Origin of the sequence: Microbacterium sp. CSI-V (assembly GCF_001984105.1) — a bacterium.
Taxonomy (GTDB): domain Bacteria; phylum Actinomycetota; class Actinomycetes; order Actinomycetales; family Microbacteriaceae; genus Microbacterium.
Genome location: NZ_MTQM01000009.1, coordinates 428,856 through 448,235, shown reverse-complemented (window position 1 = coordinate 448,235; position 19,380 = coordinate 428,856). Strand labels below are relative to the sequence as shown.

The window sequence follows — 19,380 nt, the reverse complement described above, 5'->3', positions numbered from 1 at the left end:
GGCGCGCTAGGTTCGGTGCATGCCGCGTCTGCTCGTCCGTCGCCCCTCGCCCCTGCTCGCGGAGGGTGAGCTCACGCATCTCGACCGGGTTCCGGTCGACGCGGACGTGGCGCTCGCCCAGTGGCGCGGCTACGTCGACGTCTTCCGGAGCCGCGGGTGGGATGTCGTCGAGATCGAGCCCGCCGATGCGCAGCCGGACGGCGTCTTCGTCGAGGATGCCGTCGTGGTGTTCGGCGACCTCGCCGTGCTCTGCCGTGCCGGAGCGGAATCGCGCCGCGGCGAGGCGCCCACGGTGGCCGCGGCGGTCGCGGCATCCGGACTCGAGGTCGCCGAGATCGTGGCGCCGGGGACGCTCGACGGCGGCGACGTACTCAAGATCGGCCGGACGGTGTACGTCGGCGCCTCCTCGCGGACGAACGCCGAGGGGATCGCCCAGCTCCGAGCGCTGCTCTCTCCCCGCGAGTGGGACGTCGTCGCCGTGCCCGTCACCAAGGTCCTGCATCTGAAGTCGGGCGTGACGGCGCTCCCCGACGGAACGGTGGTCGGTTACCCGCCCCTCGTCGACGACGCGGCGGCTTTCCCGGTCTTCGCGCCCGTCCCCGAAGAGCACGGCACCGCGGTCGTGGTGCTCGACGAGGCCACGGTGCTGATGTCGTCCGACGCCCCCGAGACCGCCGCCGCCCACCGGCGGCGCGGTCTCGAGGTCGTCACGGTCGACGTGAGCGAGTTCGAGAAGCTCGAGGGGTGCGTCACGTGCCTCTCGGTGCGCGTGCGCGACTGACGCCGCGCCGACTCAGGCGTGCAGCGCCGCGTTCAGGGTCACGCCGACGCCCGCGCGCGCGGAGGCTTCCACCGCGCCGGTGAGGGAATTGCGACGGAACAGGATGCCGTCGCGCCCCGACAGCTCGCCGGCCTTCACCGTCTCGTCGCCGACGCGCACCTTCGTCCCCGCGGTCACGTACAGGCCCGCCTCCACGACGCAGTCGTCACCGAGCGAGATGCCGATGCCCGCGTTCGCCCCGAGGAGCGTGCGGGCCCCGATCGAGACGCGGTGGGTGCCACCGCCGGACAGCGTGCCCATGATCGAGGCGCCACCGCCGATGTCGGTCCCGTCGCCGATGACCACACCCTGCGACACGCGCCCCTCGATCATCGAGGCGCCGAGCGTGCCGGCGTTGAAGTTGACGAACCCTTCGTGCATCACGGTCGTGCCGGGGGAGAGGTACGCGCCGAGGCGCACCCGCGAGGCGTCCGCGATACGGACGCCGACCGGCGTGACGTAGTCGAGGAGACGCGGGAACTTGTCGAGCCCCTGCACCTGGATGCCGTGGCGGAGCAGCGTCGGACGCAGTCGCGTCGCGTCGTCGGGGTGGATGGGCCCGGCGTTGGTCCACGCGACGTTGGGGAGGTGCGCGAAGATGCCGTCGAGTGAGATCTCGTTCGGACGGACGAGGCGGTGCGACAGCGCCTGGAGCCGGAGATAGGCGTCGACGGTCGAGGCGGGAGCGGCATCCGCATCGATCGTCACCGTCACGACCTCGACCCGGACGGCGCGTCGGTCATCAGGGCCGGCGAGCGCCGAGAGGTCGTGGTCGGCGCCGGCATCGGTGGTGCCGAGCGCGGGCGCGGGGAACCAGGCGTCCAGCACCGTCCCGTCGGCGGAGATGGTCGAGAGGCCGGTACCGGTGATCAGTCGTTCGTTCGTCACTCCGACAGGCTAGCGGGGCGCCCTGGGTAGGATCGGACGCATGCCCACGCTCGATCTGACCGCTTCCTCCGTCGAGATCACGCGAGCGATCTGCGACATCCCCAGCGTCTCGGACGACGAGACCCCCCTGGCGGATGCCATCGAGGCGGCCGTGTCGGGCTACTCCCACCTCGAGGTGATCCGCGACGGCGACACGATCGTCGCGCGCACGTCCCTCGGACGTTCCCGGCGCGTAGTCATCGCGGGACACATCGACACCGTGCCGATCAACGACAACCTGCCCACGCGCGACGTCGAGATCGACGGCGAGGCGTTCCTGTGGGGCCGCGGCAGCGTCGACATGAAAGCCGGCGTGGCGGTTCAGCTGAAGCTCGCCGTCGAGCTCACCGAACCTCCGGTCGACATCACGTGGATGTGGTACGACCACGAGGAGGTCGATTCCGCGCTGAACGGGCTCGGGCGGCTCGCGCGCAACCGCCCCGATCTCTTCGTCGGCGACTTCGCCATCCTCGGCGAGCCGAGCAACGGCGAGGTCGAGGGCGGCTGCAACGGCACCCTGCGGGCCCTCGTTCGAACGACGGGCGTCCGTGCCCACAGCGCCCGCTCCTGGATCGGCGAGAATGCCATCCACAAGGCGGCGCCGGTCCTCGCCCGGCTGGCCGAGTATCGGGCCCGCGAGATCGAGGTCGAGGGGCTCGTCTACCGCGAGGGTCTGAACGCCGTTCGGATCACGGGCGGTGTGGCCGGCAACGTCATCCCCGACGCGTGCGAGGTCGAAGTGAACTATCGCTTCGCGCCCAGTCGTGATGCGGCCGCCGCCGAGCGCGTCGTGCGCGACGTGTTCACGGGCTTCGACGTCGAGATCGTCGATGTCGCCGTGGGGGCGCGTCCGGGACTCGACGCGGCCCTGGCCCGCGAATTCGTGGCCGCCGTCGGCGCCACCCCGCAGCCCAAGTACGGCTGGACCGACGTCGCGCGGTTCTCGGCACTCGGCATCCCGGCCGTCAACTACGGTCCCGGTGACCCGCACCTCGCGCACCACGACCAGGAGCGCGTGCCGCTCGCGCAGATCGAGTCCGTCGAACGCGGGCTCCGGTCCTGGCTGACCGGGTCGTGAGCACCGCGACCGCGGCATCCCCGCGGGCACGGTCCTGGCAGGGCTGGCCCGCGGTGGCGCGTATCGCGGTCGTCTACGTCGTGGCCCGCCTCGTCACGACCGGCTTCTTCCTCGTCGCCGCGGCGCTGTCGGGACCGGGGTCCCGCTACGGTGTGTCGCCGTCGCTGGGCGAACTGGCGCTCGGCTGGGACGCCCAGTGGTACTGGTACGCGGCCGTCAACGGGTATCCGTCGCAGCTCCCGCTGACCCCGCAGGGGGGAGTGGCCGAGAACGCGTGGGCCTTCCTCCCGGTGTTCCCGTATCTCGCCGCGGGGCTCGGGACGCTCCTCGGCTCGTGGGCCGCGGGCGCCGTCGTCATCTCGCTGCTGTCGGGCTTCGGGGCGAGCGTCGTGCTCCACGGGCTGTTGCGCGACCGCATCGGGGACTCGGCCGCGATGTGGGCGGTGACGTTCTTCGCCTGCGGACCGCTCGCGGCGATGTTCCAGGTCGGGTACGCCGAGTCGCTGTTCCTCCTTCTGCTCTTCCTCGCCCTCCGGTGCGTGCAGCGACGTCGGTGGGGGTGGCTGTACGTCCTCGTGCCCGTGATGGGGTTCACACGCCCCGGCATCCTCGCCTTGGCGCTCTTCCTCGGGTTGTACGGCGTGCACCGGTTCGTGCGGCGGCGCGTGGAGCCGCTGCCGCTGCGCGATGTCGCTCACCTCGTCGGGGTCGCTGCCGTTGCGGTGGTGGTCGGGTTCGCGTGGCAGGTCATCGCGGGACTGGTGACGGGCGACTCCGGTGCATACCTGGCCACCGAACTCGCGTGGCGGCGCAATTGGATCGGCGACAGCACCGGGAGCTTCATCCCCGTCGACGGGTGGATCCAGGCCGCGGGGTTCTGGTTCACGCAGTGGGGGCTCGGCCCCGTCACCGGCTACGTGGCGCTCGTGCTCCTGGTGCTCGGAACCACTGCGGCGCTGTTGTTCGCCCCCCAGGTGAAGCGTCTCGGCGTCGAGCTGCGTCTCTGGTCGGCGAGCTACCTCATCTATCTGCTGCTCGTGTTCTTCCCGCAGTCGAGCATCTTCCGCCTGCTCCTCCCGATCTCGCCGCTGTGGGGAGCGCTGGCGGTTCCCCCCTCGCGCACCTGGCGGATAGCCGTGCTGGCGGCCGCCCTCCTGGGCCAGTGGTGGTGGATTTACAACATGTACGGGCTCGGGAACACGTACTGGCAGATCCCGTGACCGCGTGTGACGCGACGCGGGGAGGCGCGGCAACTCGGGGTACTCCGGGGACCGACTAAACTAGTCCGTAGACCAACGACGAAAAGGGGGCCGCGATGGCAGCCATGAAGCCGCGTACCGGTGACGGACCGATGGAGGCCGTGAAGGAGGGCCGGCTCATCATCGTGCGCGTCCCGCTCGAAGGCGGCGGACGCCTGGTGGTGTCTGTCAACGACGCTGAGGCGAAGGAACTGTACGACGTGCTCGGAGGAGTCGTCGGCGCAGCCTGACGCATCATGAACGAAGGCCGGTCCCCGCGGGGACCGGCCTTCGTCGTTCTCGCCCGGGTGAGCCCGCGGCGGTGGTCAGGTGAGGGGAGAGACCGTCGTCAGCTGGAGGAGACCCTCGCCGGTGGTCGAGAGCGCACCGAACACGGCGGGTGAGGTCTGCACCTCCTGGATCAGCGAGCGGTAGGCGGTCGTGACGGCATCGCGGCGCACGGGGTCGGCGACCCCGCCCCCGGCGAGGACGCGCGGAACGAGCACCGTGCCCCCCGCACGGACCAGCCGCAGACCATGCTCGACGTACTCGATGACGCCCTCGGCATCCGCGTCGATGAGCACGATGTCGTAGGACGCCTCGTTCATCCGCGGCAGGACGTCGGCGGCGCGACCGGTGATGAACCGGGCCCGAGCCGCGGGAACACGGGCTTCCGCGAACGCGGCGCGCGCGGCGCCCAGGTGTTCGGGCTCGCTGTCGATGGTGGTGAGGGTCGCTCGGGGCGAGCCGTGGAGCAGCCACAGACCCGACACACCGCCGCCCGTACCGACCTCGACGATGTTGAGGGCACGGGACGCCGCGGCGAGCACGGCGATCTGCGCGCCGACGGCCGGGCTGATCGGTGCCGCACCGAGCTCGAGCGCATGCGCGCGTGCGCGTGCGATGTGCTCCGGTTCGACCGTCGACTCCTGCACGAACCGCTCGTTCGCCTCGTAACCGCTCACGTGGACCTCCCCGCCCAGGCTAGACGGGTGAGTGGTGCGGACGCCCGAGGCGCGGCGGGTAATCTGAACTCATGTTCTTCGGGCTCACCATCGAGAAGCTTCTGCTGATCGGTGTGATCGCCGCGCTCATCATCGGACCCGAGCGGTTGCCCAAGTACGCCGAGTCTCTCGCGCGACTGAGCAATCGGGCGCGCGAGGCGATGCAGGGTGCGAAGACGCGCATGCGCGACGAGATGGGCCCTGACTTCGACGACGTCGACTGGCGCAAGCTCGACCCGCGGCAGTACGACCCCCGGCGCATCATCCGCGAGGCGCTTCTCGAGGACACCCCGACGGCGACGATGCGCGCGGCCGGGGCTGCGGCGCTGGCGACCCAGGCGGCATCCGACAAGCCGGCCGTCCCGCCGATCTTCGTCCCCGGCAAGACTCCGCCGTTCGACGACGAAGCCACCTGAGTCTCAGCCGAGATTCAGCGGCAGTGGGCGCCCCGACAGCCCCCGCGGCCGCACCGCGAGAGCGGCGGCCGCGGCGTCGATGGCGATCGATGCGGGGTCTTCGGGCCGGCCGACCACGACGGGGCGTCCATCGTCGCCCCCGGTCCGCAGGGCGGGGCTGAGGGGCACGGATGCCAACAGCGGCACGTCGTCGCCCTCGCTCGAGAGCGCGCGGGCGACCGCTTCACCGCCGCCCGAACCGAACAAGTCGAGCAGTGTCCCGTCGGGCAGGGCCATCGCGGCCATGTTCTCGACGACGCCGATGGGCTTCTGGCCCGTCTGGCGCGCCACGACACCGGAGCGCACCGCGACGTCGGCGGCAGCAGCCTGGGGGGTCGTCACGACCAGCACCTCCGCGTGCGGGAGGAGCTGCCCGACCGAGATCGCGACGTCGCCGGTGCCGGGGGGCATGTCGAGCAGAAGAACGTCGAGATCGCCGAAGTACACGTCCGTCAGGAACTGCTGGACCGTGCGGTGGAGCATCGGACCGCGCCACGCGACCGCGCCGGCGGCTTCCTCGCCCGGACGGCGCAGGAACATCCCGATCGAGATCACTTTCACGCCGTAGGCCACCGGAGGAAGGATCAGGTCGTCGAGCCGGGTCGGTGCCGGGGGCAGCCCGTCGGCGTCGACGAGGCCGAGGAGACCCGGAATGGAGAAGCCGTGGACATCGGCATCCACGAGTCCGACCCGGAGTCCCCGCGCCGCGAGGGCGACGGCGAGATTGGCGGTGAGAGTCGACTTGCCCACGCCGCCCTTGCCGCTGGTCACGGCGATGACCCGCGTGAGCGAGTCGGGTCCGAACGGCATCTCGCGCTTCGCGCGACCGCCTCGGAGGCGCTCGGTGAGAGCACGCCGTTCGTCGGGCGACATGACTCCGACGGCCACGTCGACCCGGGACACCCCTTCCACGGATGCCGCGGCGTCGCGGACGTCTCTCTCGATCCGATCCGCGGCGGGGCACCCGACGATCGTCAGGGCGATTCCGACCTCCGCGACGCCGTCAACGACCGTGATGTCGCGCACCATGTCGAGTTCGCCCAGCGGGCGGCGCAGCTCCGGGTCGGTGACCGCGGCGACGGCGGTGCGCACGCGGTCGGCGACCGCCGCACTCACGGGGTGGCCGTCTTCGGTTCGACGCTGTCGTTGTCCTCGAGGCGCTCGAGCGCGGCCTTCAGCTCGGCGCGCAGACTCTCCTTCGTGATCACCTCGTCAGTGAGGTCCCGCACCGCCATGCGCAGAGCGACGATCTCGCGGGCGAGGTACTCGGTGTCGGCGAGGTTGCGCTCGGCACGCTGGCGGTCCTGCTCGATCTGCACGCGGTCGCGGTCGTCCTGCCGGTTCTGCGCGAGCAGGATCAGCGGTGCGGCGTACGACGCTTGCAGCGAGAGCACGAGGGTCAGAGCGGTGAACCCGATCTCGGCGGAGTCGAAGCGGAGGTTGTCCGGCATGAGCGAGTTCCACCCCATCCACACCACGCAGAAGAGCGTGAGCGAGAGGAGGAAGGTCGGCGTGCCCATGGCGCGGGCGACCCACTCCGTGAACCGCCCGAATCGATCGCGGGAGGGCTGCGGAGTGCGCGGCGCCAGCATCCCGGTGCGCCCGCGCGGGGCGTCGAGGGCGGTCTGTCGTTGTGCACGTGCCATCAGCGCCTCCTCGGGGTCTGCGTGGGGATCTGGGGGATGCTCGCTGTCGCGAGCGGTCTGATCGTGGTCTTGGGTTTCGGATCGTCGCTGTCGTGCGTGCGCCAGTCGTCGGGCAGCAGGTAGTCGAGCACGTCGTCGATGCTGACGCAGCCGACGAGGCGGTGGGCCTGGTCGACGACGGGCAGCGACACGAGGTTGTAGCTCGCGAGAAGACGGGCGACCTCGGCCGCCGAGGCATCGGCGGGCACGGGCTCGAGCGTGTCGTCGATGATCGCGCCGAGCCGCTCGTGCGGCGGGTAGCGCAGCATCCGCTGGAAGTGCACCGTCCCGAGCAGACGGCCCGTGGGCGTCTCGTACGGGGGGAGCGTGATGAACACGGATGCCGCGAGCGCAGGGTGCAGTTCGTGCCGCCGGATGAGTGCGAGGGCCTCGGCCACGGTCGCGTCCGCGGACAGCACGATGGGCTCGGGCGTCATCAGACCACCGGCGGTGTCCGGACCGTACTGCAGGAGGGCGCGGACGTCGTCGGCCTCCTCCGGCTCCATGAGTTCGAGGAGCTGCTCCGAACGCGACTCGGGAAGCTGGCCCAGGAGGTCGGCCGCGTCGTCGGGCTCCATGGCATCCAGGATGTCGGCGGCGCGCTCGTCGCCCAGCTGCTCGAGGATGTGGACCTGCTCGTCTTCGGGCATCTCCTCGAGGGCGTCGGCGAGGCGGTCGTCGCTGAGTTCTTCGGCGACCTCGATGAGACGTTCCTCGGGGAGATCGAGGAGCGTGTTCGCGAGGTCGGCGGGCTTGAGGTCGGAGTACGTCGCCACCAGCTGCTCGGCCGACTGCGCCTGCCCGGGGGTCTGCTGCTCGCGGACCTCGCTCCAGGCCGCGAACGTGGTCGCACCCTTGGCGAACGGGGAGGCGCTCGTGCGGGGACGGCGCAGGAACAGCTGCCCGACGTCCCACTCGCCCAGGCGGTTGCGTTCGATCGCGACGTCTTCGATGACGGCGTCGCCGGAGCCGTCGACGAGATGCACTCGGCGTCCGAGCATCTCGGCCATCACCCGCACCTCACCGCCGCGCTGCTGGAACCGGCGCACGTTGATGAGGCCGGTCGTGATGACCTGCCCGGATTGGATGGAGGTGACGCGCCCGATCGACACGAAGACATGTCGACGGCCGGGGATCTCGACGACGAGGCCCACGACGCGCGGCGCGGCCGACGCGCGGTAGATCACCACGACGTCACGCACCTTCCCGAGGCGGTCGCCCGCGGGATCGAACACCGTGCAGCCCGCCAAGCGGGCGACGAAAACCCTTTGCGTGCTCACCGTCCCAGCGTAGTCCGCGAAGCGTCGGGGGTACCCATCGCGCCCACAGGGCCGCGTGACAAGATGGGGAAATGAGCATGTTCGCGGGACCGATGGGCGCGGGTCGGGACGAGGTCGGCGAAAAAGTCGCGTCGTTCCCGACGTACGAGAAGGCGCAGAAGGCCGTGTCCTCGCTCATCGCGGGCGAGGTTCCCGCGCGCGACATCGCGATCGTGGGAAGCGGACTCCGCTCGATCGAGCGCATCACCGGTCGGCTCGGCTACGCCACGGCGGCGCGCTCGGGCGCGCTCAACGGTCTGATGCTCGGTCTCCTGTTCGCCTTCATCTTCGTGCTGGGCACGCCCACGGTGCAGATCTCCGCGTTCCTCGGTGTGCTGCTGGTCGGTATGGCGCTCGGCATGCTCCTCAGCCTCGGCACGTACGCGATCGTGCGCAGGCGTCGAGACTTCGCCTCCGTCATGCAGGTGACCGCCGACCACTACGACGTCTGCGTGGCGGCGGGGAGCGTCGCGAAGGCGCGGGGTGTGCTCGGGCCCGTGGGCGCCTCCCGAACGGTCGTGGCCCGCCCGGACACGGCGGACGCGGCTCCGCCGCTGTACGGCGAGCGCGTGCAGAACCCTGGCGCGTCGTCGCCGACGGTTCCCCCGCGTCCGCCGGTTCCGTCGCGTCCGGCCGACGACGAGCCGCCCCGGTACGGCGAGCGGGTCGCCCCGCGGCCCACCCCGCCTGTCGAGACGCCGGAGCCGACGCATCCTGACGCGCCGGCGTCGTCGCCCCGGTCGGACGAGCCGGACGCGTCGCGCGACGAGCGGTGAGCGCGCGCGCCGTCCGCATCCCCGTCGCTCTGCCGGCGGGTGAGGCGGAGGTCTCCGGTCTCTGGGCGGAGGTCGCCGACGCTCGGGCGACGGTCGCGCTGGCGCACGGTGCCGGTGCGGGAATGGACCATCCGTTTCTCGAGGGCCTCGCGTCGGCGCTCGCCGGCGACGGCTTCTCGGTTCTGCGCTTCGTGTTCCCCTACGTGGAGGCCGGTCGACGGATGCCGGGCCCCGCCGCCCATGCCGTCGCCACCTGGGCGGGTGTGCAGGCGTGGCTCGGCGGGCAGGGGATCGGGTCGTTCGTCGCCGCGGGGAAGTCGTACGGCGGACGGATGGCCTCGGTCGCCGCCGCGGAGGGCGCGTTGTCACCCCGCGCGCTCGCCTACCTGGGGTATCCGCTCCACCCGCCGGGGCGTCCCGACAAGCCTCGCGCCGATCACCTCCCCGCGATCACCGTGCCGCAGTTGTTCGTCGAGGGGCAGAACGATCCTTTCATCGCACCCCGCGAGCAGTTCGACGCCGTCGTCGCAACGTGCCTCGACTCGCGCGTGCAGTGGGTCGAGGGGGCCAACCACTCGTTCGAGGTCAAGGGCGCGCGTCGGCCCGCCGAGGAGATCGGCGCCGGGCTGGCCGGGGTCGTGGGGGAGTTCGTGGCGGGGGTGGCGGGGAGCTAGTTCGTCGGCTCCAGCACGCCACAGCGCGAGATCGCGAGCAACTCGACGGCCTTCCGGTCACCGGGGAGCGATTCTTCAACCGTTATGGTCACCTGCGGCGACTCCCGAACGAGGCGGGTTTGAGCGAAACTGAGAGGCAGGCCGAGCGGCGCCTCGGTCCATCCTTCTCCTAGCACCGACGGCATGCCCAGGACGAATGCCTCCACATCGAAGTCTTCGCTGACGAAGACCTTCCACTGCCCGGTGTAGAACTGGCCTGGCTGATTTCCGAGAGCGAGGTCGTCGTCGCACGGATAGGGCTTGAATTCCGCGGTCTTCGATATCTCCTTGGGATCTGGAACCAGGTCGGCGACCTGCTGAAGAACCTCTAGCGTTTCGGCTCTCACCTGGCTGTATGGCGGCAGATCAGGCACGCTGCATCCTGCCAAGACGAGGATGATTGCCCCAAGCGCTGCCAGCGTTCGAGTCGGCTTCATTTGGCTCTTCCCTTCTCCTCGAGGATGGAACGTACTGCGTCCATCACGGGCCCGTTGGTGTCGACGTCGCTGCTCATCAGCGCCGTGTGGTGCTCCACGCTGTCCTGCACGATGCCGACGAGCGCGCCCGGGTTCTGCGTGTACGCGTATTCGGCGAGCAGCCCGACGTCGGGTCCGGGCAGGCCGGAGTCGACGATGTGCACACCCGGGATCGTCTCCGGTGCGACGGTGAACCCGAGGGGCCCCAGCCCGACGCCCGCGTAGTACCGGTTGATGTCGTCGACCGCCTGGGTGGCGAAGTACTGGGTGCCGGGATGAGGCTCGTACGGCCCGATGGCACCGACACTCGCCGCGAGGAAACGCGCGTCCACGGTCCCGCCGTGCTTCTCGGCTTCGCTGCCCACCCCGCCGCCGTAGGAGTGCTCGTAGCTCATCGTCCACAGGTCGGGGTGGGCGGCATCCACGCCCTGGATGAAGCGCGCGTACTCTTCGCCGCGCCCCTCTGCGAATCGGTTCCACTCCGGACCGGCCGTGACGAGGTCGGCGAGCTGCGGCATCGGTCCGGTGAGGACGGTGAAGGCGACCACCGATCCGCCGCCGGAGCCCACCTGCCAGTCTGCGAAATCCGTGACGGGACGGTCGGACATGAACGCTTCCGCTCTCGCGTTCGTCCCGGGAACGACGAAGAGGGCGGCCTTCGCCGTGGACGGATCGCCCGCCATCTCGATCAAGGAGCCGTGCTCGGGATCCCACGCGTACAGCTGCTTCGTCCCGTTCGCGACGGCATCGAAGTACGCGATCTCGCGGTCGAGGCGCGCGCGTTCCGCCCGGCGATCCAGGACCTCGAGCGCGTTCGCTCGGGAGCGCGGGGCACGCAGCGCCTCGAGAGCCTGTCGTCGTGTGCGCAACTCGTGCAGATACTCGCTCGCACGACCACGGTTGACCGCGACGCGTTCGGCAATCGGCAGTCCGTTGAGGTTGCCGACGAGCGAGGGCACTGTCGTCGCGAGAGCGTCGGCCGTCCGCCGATCGAGGCGGGACCACCACTCGGCGACCGTGGCGGGATCGGTGCCGCGGATGATGCCCGCCCATTCGGGGTGCTGGGCGAGCAGCCGTGCGGGATCGCGTTCCGCGGACAGTCGTTCGAGCAGAGCGAGGCCCGCTGCGTCGGGGAAGGAGCCCACGGGCTCCGACGCCTCGGGACCACTCCATGCCGCGAGCGATGTCCAGGCGACGTCCGGTATCGCGCGCAGGGCGGACGCGCAGCGTCGGCTCGCGTCGTCGTAGGCCTCGTCGAGATCCGCGGCTTCGCGAGCGAGGCCGCTCGCCCACTCGTCTCGGCGGCGATTGTTCAGCACCGCGGCCGGTCCATCGACGCTCTCGTCCCAGAGATCCGCCGGCGGACCGGCATCCCGTCTGTCGGCGAGCAGGGTGCGACGGCGCGCGAGATCGTCGATCTCGTCCGCGAACCGCTCCAGCGCACGACATGCGGCGATGAGACCGTCGCTGATCTCTGCGGCTGCCGGACGCGTCGCGGCGAGCGAGGCGTGCAGGAGGTCGGCTTCCGGAGCGCGGTAGGCCTCGGGGAGGAGGCTCCAGGCGAAGAGCGCCTGCGTGACCAGGAGTTCGTACCGCTCCGACGTCGTGCGCAGACGAGCCGCGTTCTCGCGCAGGCGTTCCGGCTCCGCCGGGGGATCGGGGAGCTCGATCGCGGTGCTCACAGACGTCTCCGTCCGAACACGATCGGGTCGAACGGATTCGTCACGGCGGCGGCGCGGGATGCTGCGACCTCGGCCGCGCCGGCCATCTCCTCATCCGCGGTGAGGTAGGCGAGGACCACGGTCTGGAGGGCGGAGAGCACGGCTCGGCCGCGCGCGACGATGCGGTGCGCCAGATCGATGCGCCCGGCGGTCAGCTCGACGAGGGCGCCGTGGGCGGGCAGGGCGTGTACGAGTCCGAGGGCCGCGGCATCCGCGGCCCTCCGCAGCCCGCGGGCAGCCTCGTCCAGGTCGTCGAACGAGCGTCGCATGCGCTCGCCGAGACCGATCAGCTGCGGGGGATCCACCGAGTACGACATGCGCGGGATCGTAGGCAAACGCGCACCGGCGTGTTTTCACCCTGTGGAGAACCTCGTCACCGGCCGGCGGCGTACCCCTGCATCCCGCGCGGGTTCGCGGCAGCCCACAGCAGTCCCGAGGCATCCCGCCCGACCGCGCTCACTCGCCCGAGTGCCCAGGGGCCTGCCCGACGGACGGCATGTCCCCGGCGTTCGAGCTCCTCGACGACGGCGTCTCCGATGCGGTCTTCCACCACAGCACCCGAGGGCGTCCACGTGCGCGGCCAGAACGAATCGAGCACCGCGGTCGTGTGCAGCGAGGGGGCGTCGATCGCCTGCTGCGGCTCGTATTCCCCGATGAGCATGCGGAGGAGGACGGGCAGTTGCCACGCGTCCTGCTGGTCGCCGCCGGGCGACCCCATCGCGATGACCTCCTCGCCGCGGGTCAGCATCGTCGGGGTGAGCGTCGTTCGGGGCCGCCGACCCGGGAGGAGGGATGCCGGGTGCCCGGTCATCACCCACGTGGCCTGCAGGCGCGTCCCGAGGCAGAATCCCAGGTCGGGCACCGCGGGGGAGGACTGCAGCCATCCGCCCGAGGGCGTCGCGGACACGACGTTGCCCCAACGGTCGACGACGTCGAGGTGGCAGGTGTCGCCGCGGGTCTGCCCGCTCCGATCCACCGTCGGCTCGCCGGTCCCGGCGCTCGTGACTCCGGCATCCGTCCGGAGCGGCGGCAGGACGGGCGGGCGACCGTCCGGAGAACCGGGGCGAAGGGCGGGGCTGGCGGCGTCGTCGATCAGTGCGGCGCGTTCGGCGAGATACTCGTCGGCGAGCAGGGCGTCGACGTCGGCAGCGACATCGGCATCGCCGAACCATGCGTCGCGGTCGGCATACGCAAGCTTCTGCACCTCGAGGAGGGTGTGGGCACCGGCCGCCGTCGACGGGTCGAGGAGCTCGTCGTCGAGCGGGTCGAGCATCCGTAGCGTCTGCAGAAGGGCGGGACCCTGAGTCCACACGCCGGCCTTGAAGACACGCCATCCGCGGAACGTCGCCGAGACCGCCGGCTCGAACGACGCGCTCCACCCCGCGAGATCGGCGTCGTCGAGCACACCGGGATGATCGCCGCCGTCCGAGTGTCGATGGGGGAGGCGCGCGAACGCGGCGGCCCGCGGCAGCACCGCGGTCATCCACTCGCGTCGGGCCGCGTCGATCCGAGCCTCCCGACCGTCGGCAGGAGATCCCGTCGCGACGAGACCTTCCAGCACGCCGGCGTACGCCGGGTTGCGGACGATCGTGTTCGGCGCGGGCGCCGCGCCGGTCGGCATCCACAGGTCGGCCGAGGTCGTCCAGTGGTCGCGGAACAGGTCGGCGACCCGTCCGATCGTCACGGCGGCGCCGGCGACGAGCGGGTGCCCGTCGCGCGCGTAGCCGATCGCGTAGTCGAGCACGTCGGCGAGGTCCCACGTGCCGTGATCGCGCAGGAGCAGCAGCCATGCGTCGACGGCGCCGGGCACCGCGGCCGCGAGCCCGCCCGCGCCGGGCACGAGGTCGAGGCCGCGCGCACGGAACGCCTCCACGGACGCGCCGGCCGGTGCGGGGCCCTGTCCCATCAGCACGAGCGGTTCGTCGCTGCCGGCGGGCCGCACGATCGCGACGAGGTCGCCGCCTGGGCCGTTGAGGTGCGGCTCGACGACGTGCAGCACGAAGGCCGCCGCCACGGCCGCGTCGAACGCGTTGCCGCCACGCTCCAGGACGGACTGCGCGGTGGCCGTGGCCGTCCAGTGCGTGGATGCCGACATGCCGAAGGAACCGCGCAGCGTCGGCCGCGTCGCGAACGACGCGGGTGGGGTGAACGTCATCGCGCGAGCCGCGCGATCCACTCCTCGACCTCGTCCGCGGTCCGCGGAATCCCCGCTGACAGGTTCACCGGGCCGTCGGCGGTCATCACGATGTCGTCCTCGATGCGCACCCCGATCCCGCGGTACTCCTCGGGCACGGTGAGATCGTCGATCTGGAAGTACAGGCCCGGCTCGATCGTGAAGACCATGCCCGGCTCGAGCAGGCCGTCGTAGTACATCTCGCGACGTGCCTGTGCGCAGTCGTGCACGTCGATGCCGAGGTGGTGGCTCGTGCCGTGGACCATGTACCGCCGGTGCTGGCCGCCCTGATCGGCATCCAGCGCTTCTTCCGCCGTCACGGGGAGCAGGCCCCACTCTGCGACGCGGGCGGCGATGACCTCCATCGCCGCTTCGTGCACGCGTCGGAACGGCACGCCCGGACGCGCCGCGGCGAAGGCGGCATCCGCGGCCTCACGGACGGCCTCGTAGACGCGGCGCTGCACCTCGGTGAAGCGCCCCGAGACGGGGAGCGTGCGCGTGATGTCGGCGGTGTACAGGCTGTCGACCTCGACACCGGCGTCGATGAGGATCAGGTCGCCCGGCACGACGGCCCCGTCGTTGCGGGTCCAGTGCAGGTAGCAGGCGTGGGGTCCCGACGCGGCGATCGTGTCGTACCCCACGGCGTTGCCGTCGGCGCGCGCACGGCTGTGGAAGACGCCCTCGACGACGCGCTCGCCCCGCGGGTGCTCGACGATGTGGGGCAGCTCGGCGATGATGTCGTCGAATCCGGATGCCGTGACCTCGACGGCCAGCGCCATCTGGGCGAGCTCGTACTCGTCTTTCACCAGACGCAGCTCGGAGACGAAACGCGTGAGCTCGTCATCGGCGCCGACGACGCGGTCGTCATCCGTCGCGACGAAGCCGTCGACGTGGGCGGTCGCCAGTCCCAGATCGGCGGCGACGCCGGCCAGAGCGGGGCGCGGACCGATCCAGAACTCGCCGATCGTGGCGTCGGCGTAGAACTCGGGCGTCGTCCGGTCGGCGCGCTCGCGGAAGTACAGCACGGCGTCGTGCCCGCCGTCACGCGGCTCGAACACGAGCACCGAGTCGGGCTCGGCATCCGCAGCCCATCCGGTGAGGTGCGCGAAGGCGGAGTGGGCGCGGAACGGGTAGTCGGTGTCGTTGCTGCGCTGCTTGAGCGATCCCGCGGGCACCACGAGACGCTCGCCCGGGAACGCCGCCGACACCCGATCGCGGCGACGTGCCGCCCACGCGGCCTGCTCGCGCGGTGCCGGGAGGGTGTCGGGGCGCTCCGCCCAGCCGGTGGAGATGGTGTCGAGGAATCCGCGCGGGAAGGGTGCCTTGCGGTTCGTCGTGGTCTCGACGGGCTTCTGCGGAGCGGAGGCGATCGTGTCGCGGTCGGCGGGGGAGTCCATCACCCCAGTCTCGCACCGCCGGCGCGCGAGCGCACGGTCAGCCCGACGTGCGCTCCAACTGCACGACGATGGGCCGGTGGTCGCTGCCCGAGCCGTCGAGCGTCCGCATCACGACGGAGCCCGTGACCGTCCAGTCGGGGGTGGCCATGACGTGATCGATGGGGGCGCCCAGCAGGGCCGGGAAGTCCGTCGGCCACGTGCCGATCCCGCCGTTGCCGCTCTCCGACGCGGCGTCGCGGCACCGTCCCAGGGTGCCGCCCTCGACGCCCAGGCCCGTCATGTGGTCGAGCGTGGCGTTGAAGTCCCCGGCGAGGATGACGTTGTCGGTCGCGCACTGGTCGGCGAGCCACTGCAGGTCCGAACGCCACTGCGTCATGTACTCCTGGCGCGGCGCGACCGCGTGGGCGGCCACGATGATCGGGCCGTTGCCGGACACCGGCATCGCGACGGCGCTCGGCACCGTGGAGGTGTTGCTCGATCCGTCCAGCGAGGACTCGATGACGCTGTAATCGCCGAGCTCGGGCCGGATCAGCACGGTGGTGGAGGTGGCATCCCATCCGGTGATGCCGTACTCGCCGTACTCGGCGTGGTGCGCCCACATCGGCTGCCCCATGTCGCGCATCAGCTCGGCGACCCGGGTGCCGGTCTCGATCGTCGTCTCGGGAAGGGTCACGACGTCGGCTTTCATGCCCACGGCGAACTGCGCGATCGACTCGGCCGAGGTGGCGGAACCCGCGGTGTTCCAGGTCATCACGCGCAGACTCGTGTCGGTCTTCTCCGGCAGACCGTCGGTGCCGGTGCCGCGCTGCAGCACCATCGCGCCGTTCACACCGGCCGCGGCGACGAAGATCACCGTCAGGGTGAGCGCCAGTGCCCGCAGCGGCCGGATGAGGGCGAACAGCAGCGCCAGGGCGGCCGCCGCGGCGAACCCGGCGGCGAGCGGAACGCGGAACGAGATGATCTGCGCGAGCGGGAACGTCCGCTCGATGCCGAACAGGGTCGGCCACGTCAGCGCCGTGGCCGCCGCAGCGCACACGAGCGCGAACACGATTCCGAACAGCCGACGCACGCACTCGACCGTAGGCGAGGCGCCTGGGAGATCCACGGATGCCGCCTCTCCGACGGCTCCACGCCGGCCGCGGTCGCTCGAGCTCGGGCGGTACGCTCGACGGGTGGAGCGAGATCGACGATTCGAAGGACCCAGTGACCTTCACCTCCACTCGACGCACTCCGACGGCACCGAGTCACCCTCCCTCGTCATGGCGGCGGCCCACCGGCACGGGCTGCGGACCGTGGCCCTCACCGACCACGACACCACGTCGGGGTGGGCCGAGGCGGCCGAGGCCGCGTCGTCGCTCGGGATGACGTTCCTCCCCGGCATGGAACTGTCGGCCCAGCACGAATGGCGCAGCGTCCACCTGCTGGCCTACCTGGTGGATCCCGACGACGAGGACCTGCGCGCCATGACCGACCGGATCCGGTCGTCGCGGCTGGACCGCGCGCAGATCATGGCCGAGCGCATCTCGCGCGACTTCGACATCGACTGGGACGACATCGTCGCCCAGACCGAGGACGGCGCCACGGTCGGGCGCCCGCACATCGCCGATGCGCTGATCGCGCGGGGGATCGTCGCCGATCGCACCGAGGCGTTCGCGAGCATCCTGCACCCCCGGAACGAGTACTACGTCTCGCTCTACGCCCCCGATCCCGTCACCGCGGTCGAGCTGGTGGTCGGCGCCGGAGGCGTGCCGATCGTCGCCCACCCCGCCGGGCGCGCGCTCCTTCCGCGTCGGGTCCTCGAGGCGATGCTCGCCGCGGGCCTCGCCGGTTTCGAGCTGCGCCATCGTGAGAACCTTCCGGATGCCACGGCCGCCCTCGCGCGGCTCGCCGACGAGCGCGACCTGATCGTCACCGGTTCCAGCGACTACCACGGACTCGGCAAACCCAATCTGCCGGGCGAGAACACGACCGACGACGACATGGTGGCGCGCCTGATCGCGGCCGGGACCGGCTCGGCACCCGTCTTCCCCTGAACGCGGCGGCGCCGCCCCTCCGAGGAGGAACGGCGCCCTGCGTGCGTGGTCGGGTCAGGCGACCGGAGCGGTCGTGCCGCCCCCGGATCCGCTGCTGCGGCGGCGGCGCCGACGGCGCGGAGCCGCGTTGCCGTCGTGGTGCTCGCTGCCGCCTCCGTCGTGCGTCCCCGCACCCTCGGCGCGGGGCGTCGCGGACTCGGTGCCGTGCTCACCGGTGCCGGAACCGCCGCGACGACGGCGGCGGCGGCGCGAGGCGCCTTCTCCGGTGGCATCCGTTCCCTCGGCGGTGTCGGTCTTCTCGACCTTCGGCGCCTGCGCTGCCTTGGGCGCGGTGACGAGCCGGCCCTTGGTGCCCTCGGGGATGTTCAGGTCGGTGTAGAGGTGCGGGCTCGACGAGTAGGTCTCGAGCGGCTCGGGCTGGCCGAACTCGAGAGCACGGTTGATGAGGGCCCACTTGTGCAGGTCGTCCCAGTCGACGAAGGTCACGGCGATGCCGGTCTTGCCGGCGCGACCCGTGCGACCGGCGCGGTGCAGGTAGGTCTTCTCGTCGTCGGGGATCGTGTGGTTGATCACGTGGGTGACGTCGTTCACGTCGATCCCGCGCGCGGCGACGTCGGTGGCGATGAGCACGTCCCGCTTGCCGGCCTTGAAGGCGGCCATGGAGCGCTCACGCGCCTCCTGGCTCATGTCGCCGTGCACGGCGGCGGCGTTGAAGCCGCGGTCGTTGAGCTCGTCGACGAGCTTCTGGGCGGCCCGCTTGGTGCGGGTGAAGATCACGGCCTTCTCGCGTCCCTCGGACTGGAGGATGCGGGCGATGACCTCGTCCTTGTCGAGCGAGTGCGCGCGGTAGACGAGGTGCTTGATGTTGGCCTGGGTGAGGCCCTCGTCGGGGTCGTTGGCGCGCATGTGAATCGGGTTCGACATGAAGCGGCGGGCGAGCGCCACGATCGGCCCCGGCATGGTGGCCGAGAACAACTGCGTGTGGCGGACGGCGGGGACCTTCTGGAAGATCTTCTCGATGTCGGCGAGGAAGCCCAGATCGAGCATCTTGTCGGCCTCGTCGAGCACGACCTCGATCGCGCCCGACAGGTCGAGCAGGCGCTGGTTGTTCAGGTCGATGAGGCGACCGGGCGTACCGACGACGATCTGCGCACCGGCCTTGAGCTGGTCGATCTGCCCCTCATACGCCTTGCCGCCGTAGATCGCGACCACGCTGGTCGCGCGGTTCTGCGTCAGCATGTCCATGTCCTCGTAGACCTGGACGGCGAGTTCGCGGGTGGGCACCACGATGAGCGCCTTCACGCCGGGCTCGGGGTTCAGCCCGAGACGCTGGACCACGGGGATGCCGAAGCCGAACGTCTTTCCCGTTCCGGTCTTGGCCTGGCCGATGATGTCCTGGCCCGGGAGGCCGAGGGGGATGGTCTGTTCCTGGATCGGGAAGGCATCCACGATGCCCTTGGATGCCAGGGCATCGACGATGTCCTGATCGACGCCGAGCTCGGCGAAAGTCGTCATGAGCGTGCCTGTTCCGGCGGTGAGAGACCGCCTGGGGAGTCGGATCCACG

Annotated in this window: 20 protein-coding genes; 8 read left to right on the top strand and 12 right to left on the bottom strand. The window is 71.1% G+C overall.

The genetic code is table 11. The features are described 5' to 3' along the window. The first annotated feature begins 19 nt into the window (after positions 1 to 19). Positions 20 to 781, top strand: coding sequence for a dimethylargininase (gene ddaH / locus CSIV_RS12890; RefSeq protein WP_077051787.1), 762 nt, complete (start codon positions 20 to 22; stop codon positions 779 to 781). Positions 782 to 793: 12 nt separating this feature from the next. On the opposite strand, the gene dapD is transcribed toward ddaH, so the two are convergent. After that, on the bottom strand, positions 794 to 1,708 hold the full coding sequence (gene dapD, locus CSIV_RS12885; RefSeq protein WP_077051786.1) for a 2,3,4,5-tetrahydropyridine-2,6-dicarboxylate N-succinyltransferase: 915 nt from the start codon (positions 1,706 to 1,708) through the stop codon (positions 794 to 796). Between the two features lie 40 nt (positions 1,709 to 1,748). Between dapD and dapE the strand changes: the two genes are divergently transcribed. The 3 genes from dapE (at position 1,749) to CSIV_RS12870 (ending at position 4,314) form a co-directional block, all read left to right on the top strand. Continuing rightward, positions 1,749 to 2,825 carry a succinyl-diaminopimelate desuccinylase gene (dapE, locus tag CSIV_RS12880; RefSeq protein WP_077051785.1) on the top strand — a complete coding sequence of 359 codons (1,077 nt, stop codon included), beginning with the start codon at positions 1,749 to 1,751 and terminating at the stop codon, positions 2,823 to 2,825. Further along, complete coding sequence (locus CSIV_RS12875; protein ID WP_083735132.1) at positions 2,822 to 4,045, top strand: hypothetical protein; 1,224 nt, start codon at positions 2,822 to 2,824, stop codon at positions 4,043 to 4,045. Before dapE ends, CSIV_RS12875 begins: the two co-directional genes overlap by 4 nt. A gap of 95 nt (positions 4,046 to 4,140) precedes the next feature. Continuing rightward, on the top strand, positions 4,141 to 4,314 hold the full coding sequence (locus CSIV_RS12870; protein WP_076490128.1) for a DUF3117 domain-containing protein: 174 nt from the start codon (positions 4,141 to 4,143) through the stop codon (positions 4,312 to 4,314). Between the two features lie 75 nt (positions 4,315 to 4,389). Here the strand turns inward: CSIV_RS12870 and CSIV_RS12865 are convergent, their stop codons facing one another. After that, positions 4,390 to 5,028 carry an O-methyltransferase gene (locus tag CSIV_RS12865; RefSeq protein ID WP_077051783.1) on the bottom strand — a complete coding sequence of 213 codons (639 nt, stop codon included), beginning with the start codon at positions 5,026 to 5,028 and terminating at the stop codon, positions 4,390 to 4,392. A 71-nt stretch (positions 5,029 to 5,099) separates the two neighbouring features. On the opposite strand from CSIV_RS12865, the gene CSIV_RS12860 reads away from it, so the two are divergent. Further along, positions 5,100 to 5,483, top strand: coding sequence for a Sec-independent protein translocase TatB (locus tag CSIV_RS12860; RefSeq protein ID WP_077051782.1), 384 nt, complete (start codon positions 5,100 to 5,102; stop codon positions 5,481 to 5,483). A 3-nt stretch (positions 5,484 to 5,486) separates the two neighbouring features. On the opposite strand, the gene CSIV_RS12855 is transcribed toward CSIV_RS12860, so the two are convergent. Genes CSIV_RS12855 through CSIV_RS12845 form a run of 3 tightly spaced genes read right to left on the bottom strand, consistent with a single transcriptional unit; the run spans position 5,487 to position 8,487 of the window. After that, positions 5,487 to 6,638 carry an Mrp/NBP35 family ATP-binding protein gene (locus CSIV_RS12855; RefSeq protein WP_077051781.1) on the bottom strand — a complete coding sequence of 384 codons (1,152 nt, stop codon included), beginning with the start codon at positions 6,636 to 6,638 and terminating at the stop codon, positions 5,487 to 5,489. Next, positions 6,635 to 7,168 carry a DUF1003 domain-containing protein gene (locus CSIV_RS12850; RefSeq protein ID WP_077051780.1) on the bottom strand — a complete coding sequence of 178 codons (534 nt, stop codon included), beginning with the start codon at positions 7,166 to 7,168 and terminating at the stop codon, positions 6,635 to 6,637. The genes CSIV_RS12855 and CSIV_RS12850 overlap by 4 nt, the downstream gene beginning before the upstream one ends. Continuing rightward, the gene (locus CSIV_RS12845) at positions 7,168 to 8,487 is read right to left on the bottom strand and encodes a magnesium transporter MgtE N-terminal domain-containing protein (protein WP_077051779.1); all 1,320 of its coding nucleotides are present in this window, start codon (positions 8,485 to 8,487) and stop codon (positions 7,168 to 7,170) included. Before CSIV_RS12845 ends, CSIV_RS12850 begins: the two co-directional genes overlap by 1 nt. A 71-nt stretch (positions 8,488 to 8,558) precedes the next feature. Between CSIV_RS12845 and CSIV_RS18655 the strand changes: the two genes are divergently transcribed. Together CSIV_RS18655 and CSIV_RS12835 are read left to right on the top strand one after the other, a co-directional pair. Beyond that, on the top strand, positions 8,559 to 9,302 hold the full coding sequence (locus CSIV_RS18655) for a general stress protein (RefSeq protein WP_077051778.1): 744 nt from the start codon (positions 8,559 to 8,561) through the stop codon (positions 9,300 to 9,302). After that, positions 9,299 to 9,976: an alpha/beta hydrolase family protein gene (locus CSIV_RS12835; protein WP_175627613.1), complete on the top strand. Its 678-nt coding sequence runs from the start codon at positions 9,299 to 9,301 to the stop codon at positions 9,974 to 9,976. The genes CSIV_RS18655 and CSIV_RS12835 overlap by 4 nt, the downstream gene beginning before the upstream one ends. On the opposite strand, the gene CSIV_RS12830 is transcribed toward CSIV_RS12835, so the two are convergent. The 6 genes from CSIV_RS12830 to CSIV_RS12805 are packed head-to-tail and all read right to left on the bottom strand — an operon-like array spanning position 9,973 to position 16,851. After that, a complete protein-coding gene (locus tag CSIV_RS12830) occupies positions 9,973 to 10,389 on the bottom strand; it encodes a hypothetical protein (protein WP_139340707.1) in 417 nt (138 codons plus the stop codon). The two genes, CSIV_RS12835 and CSIV_RS12830, sit on opposite strands and share 4 nt — an antisense overlap. Before the next feature lie 59 nt (positions 10,390 to 10,448). Continuing rightward, positions 10,449 to 12,173 carry a hypothetical protein gene (locus CSIV_RS12825; protein WP_077051776.1) on the bottom strand — a complete coding sequence of 575 codons (1,725 nt, stop codon included), beginning with the start codon at positions 12,171 to 12,173 and terminating at the stop codon, positions 10,449 to 10,451. Next, positions 12,170 to 12,529 carry a hypothetical protein gene (locus CSIV_RS12820; protein WP_077051775.1) on the bottom strand — a complete coding sequence of 120 codons (360 nt, stop codon included), beginning with the start codon at positions 12,527 to 12,529 and terminating at the stop codon, positions 12,170 to 12,172. Before CSIV_RS12820 ends, CSIV_RS12825 begins: the two co-directional genes overlap by 4 nt. Before the next feature lie 56 nt (positions 12,530 to 12,585). Further along, positions 12,586 to 14,367, bottom strand: a complete 1,782-nt coding sequence (locus CSIV_RS12815; protein WP_077052652.1) for a gamma-glutamyltransferase family protein — start codon at positions 14,365 to 14,367, stop codon at positions 12,586 to 12,588. Further along, a complete protein-coding gene (locus CSIV_RS12810; protein WP_077051774.1) occupies positions 14,364 to 15,782 on the bottom strand; it encodes an aminopeptidase P family protein in 1,419 nt (472 codons plus the stop codon). Before CSIV_RS12810 ends, CSIV_RS12815 begins: the two co-directional genes overlap by 4 nt. A 37-nt stretch (positions 15,783 to 15,819) precedes the next feature. Next, a complete protein-coding gene (locus CSIV_RS12805; RefSeq protein ID WP_077051773.1) occupies positions 15,820 to 16,851 on the bottom strand; it encodes an endonuclease/exonuclease/phosphatase family protein in 1,032 nt (343 codons plus the stop codon). A gap of 103 nt (positions 16,852 to 16,954) precedes the next feature. Between CSIV_RS12805 and CSIV_RS12800 the strand changes: the two genes are divergently transcribed. Continuing rightward, positions 16,955 to 17,815, top strand: coding sequence for a PHP domain-containing protein (locus CSIV_RS12800; RefSeq protein WP_077051772.1), 861 nt, complete (start codon positions 16,955 to 16,957; stop codon positions 17,813 to 17,815). Between the two features lie 54 nt (positions 17,816 to 17,869). Here CSIV_RS12800 and CSIV_RS12795 read toward each other — a convergent pair whose 3' ends face one another. Beyond that, the gene (locus CSIV_RS12795) at positions 17,870 to 19,330 is read right to left on the bottom strand and encodes a DEAD/DEAH box helicase (protein WP_077051771.1); all 1,461 of its coding nucleotides are present in this window, start codon (positions 19,328 to 19,330) and stop codon (positions 17,870 to 17,872) included. Positions 19,331 to 19,380: the final 50 nt, after the last annotated feature.

Excerpts from the sequence above, each read along its gene's own strand:
- CSIV_RS18655 (WP_077051778.1), top strand. The coding sequence starts at position 8,559 with ATGAGCATGTTCGCGGGACCGATGGGCGCGGGTCGGGACGAGGTCGGC.
- CSIV_RS12870 (WP_076490128.1), top strand. The coding sequence starts at position 4,141 with ATGGCAGCCATGAAGCCGCGTACCGGTGACGGACCGATGGAGGCCGTG.
- CSIV_RS12860 (WP_077051782.1), top strand. The coding sequence starts at position 5,100 with ATGTTCTTCGGGCTCACCATCGAGAAGCTTCTGCTGATCGGTGTGATC.
- CSIV_RS12815 (WP_077052652.1), bottom strand. The coding sequence starts at position 14,367 with ATGACGTTCACCCCACCCGCGTCGTTCGCGACGCGGCCGACGCTGCGC.
- CSIV_RS12810 (WP_077051774.1), bottom strand. The coding sequence starts at position 15,782 with ATGGACTCCCCCGCCGACCGCGACACGATCGCCTCCGCTCCGCAGAAG.
- CSIV_RS12820 (WP_077051775.1), bottom strand. The coding sequence starts at position 12,529 with ATGTCGTACTCGGTGGATCCCCCGCAGCTGATCGGTCTCGGCGAGCGC.
- dapE (WP_077051785.1), top strand. The coding sequence starts at position 1,749 with ATGCCCACGCTCGATCTGACCGCTTCCTCCGTCGAGATCACGCGAGCG.
- CSIV_RS12850 (WP_077051780.1), bottom strand. The coding sequence starts at position 7,168 with ATGGCACGTGCACAACGACAGACCGCCCTCGACGCCCCGCGCGGGCGC.
- CSIV_RS12795 (WP_077051771.1), bottom strand. The coding sequence starts at position 19,330 with ATGACGACTTTCGCCGAGCTCGGCGTCGATCAGGACATCGTCGATGCC.
- ddaH (WP_077051787.1), top strand. The coding sequence starts at position 20 with ATGCCGCGTCTGCTCGTCCGTCGCCCCTCGCCCCTGCTCGCGGAGGGT.